Below are 1,169 nucleotides of genomic sequence, written 5' to 3'. Positions count from 1 at the left end.
GTTCTACCGGGGTTGGCGTCCGGTGACGGCGCCGCCGGGGTCGTCCAGGAGGGCGATGCGGGCGGTGATGCGCTTGCCGACCGGTTCCCGCTGCGCTTCAAAGCCCTGGGCTACGGCCATGACGATCTCCAGGCCGTGCTGGCCCACCCGGCCGGCGTCGGCGGCCCGGGCCACCGGTAGCACCGGATCGCAGTCCCACACCACGACCTCGACGGTGTCGCCGGTGATGCGCAGATCCAGCAGCACCGGCCCCGGCGCGTACTTGCGGGCGTTGGTGACCAGCTCACTGACCACCAGCCGGGTCAGCTCCATCGCGCGCTGCGAGACGGGCAGGCCGTGCTCGGCCTGGACGCGGGCGAGGAAGCCGGCGGCGAAGTGGCGGGCGTGGGCGATGCACGTGCCGTCGCCTTCCAGCGCCACCGTGGTCTGTATGGCCTGCTCATCCGGGGCCGCGCTGTCCTCACCCACCGACACTGGTTCCATCGCGGCCCGCCTTTAATACCCCGTTCACACCCCCGCGCGTACCCGCCCACGCGCGGCACACGCCTTACCCCTCGTCGCCAAGGCATTACCCGCACCAGGACGGGGGCAGCAGTCCAGGTGCAAGTCTTGACGTGCCAGTATGACCGACATGTCTGAGGAACCCGTGACGGACGCCGAGAAAACCCAGCAGCCCCGAGGGCTGTCGGTCCAGGTCACCGTCACCGACGGCATCCGCGTGGTGACCGTGGTCGGCGAGATCGACTACCACACCGGCGAGCAGCTCAGGCAGGCCCTGGACGTCTGTGACACCGCCCGGCCCCGCCTCGTGATCGACATGCGGCAGGTCACCTTCATGGACTCCAGCGGCATCAACATCCTCATCGCCGCCCACCAGGCCATCACCGAGGCCGGCGGCTGGCTCCGCCTGGCCGGCCCCGCCGGACCCGTGCTGCGCGCCCTGCAGATCGTCGGTGTCGACGCCCTCATCGACTGCCGCCTCACCCTGCGTGAGGCACTCAGCCCCTGACGCGGACCGCTCGATCTCCGGGGTGCGGCGGGCGCCGAGGCTTGCGACCGTAGGAGTGAAGGAGGCAGGTCCGAACGGGCGAGGACGGAGGCAGCCGTCATGCTCAGGCCACGCAGGTCCGAACGGGCGAGGACGGAGGCAGCCGTCATGCTCAGGCCAC

The 1,169-nt window shown here is 70.7% G+C and carries 2 protein-coding genes; one reads left to right on the top strand and one right to left on the bottom strand.

All coding sequences use genetic code 11. The features are described from left to right. Positions 1-3: 3 nt before the first annotated feature. Positions 4-483, bottom strand: coding sequence for an ATP-binding protein (locus CA983_RS43900; RefSeq protein WP_086606131.1), 480 nt, complete (start codon positions 481-483; stop codon positions 4-6). A 148-nt stretch (positions 484-631) separates the two neighbouring features. Between CA983_RS43900 and CA983_RS43895 the strand changes: the two genes are divergently transcribed. After that, positions 632-1,009, top strand: a complete 378-nt coding sequence (locus tag CA983_RS43895; protein ID WP_086606132.1) for an STAS domain-containing protein — start codon at positions 632-634, stop codon at positions 1,007-1,009. Positions 1,010-1,169 lie beyond the last annotated feature (160 nt).

It is taken from the genome of Streptomyces swartbergensis (assembly GCF_002148965.1).
GTDB lineage: Bacteria > Actinomycetota > Actinomycetes > Streptomycetales > Streptomycetaceae > Streptomyces > Streptomyces swartbergensis.
Note: the sequence above shows the minus strand (reverse complement) of the source record. Positions and strands in the feature narration are given on the sequence as shown.

Excerpts from the sequence above, each read along its gene's own strand:
- CA983_RS43900 (WP_086606131.1), bottom strand. The coding sequence starts at position 483 with ATGGAACCAGTGTCGGTGGGTGAGGACAGCGCGGCCCCGGATGAGCAG.
- CA983_RS43895 (WP_086606132.1), top strand. The coding sequence starts at position 632 with ATGTCTGAGGAACCCGTGACGGACGCCGAGAAAACCCAGCAGCCCCGA.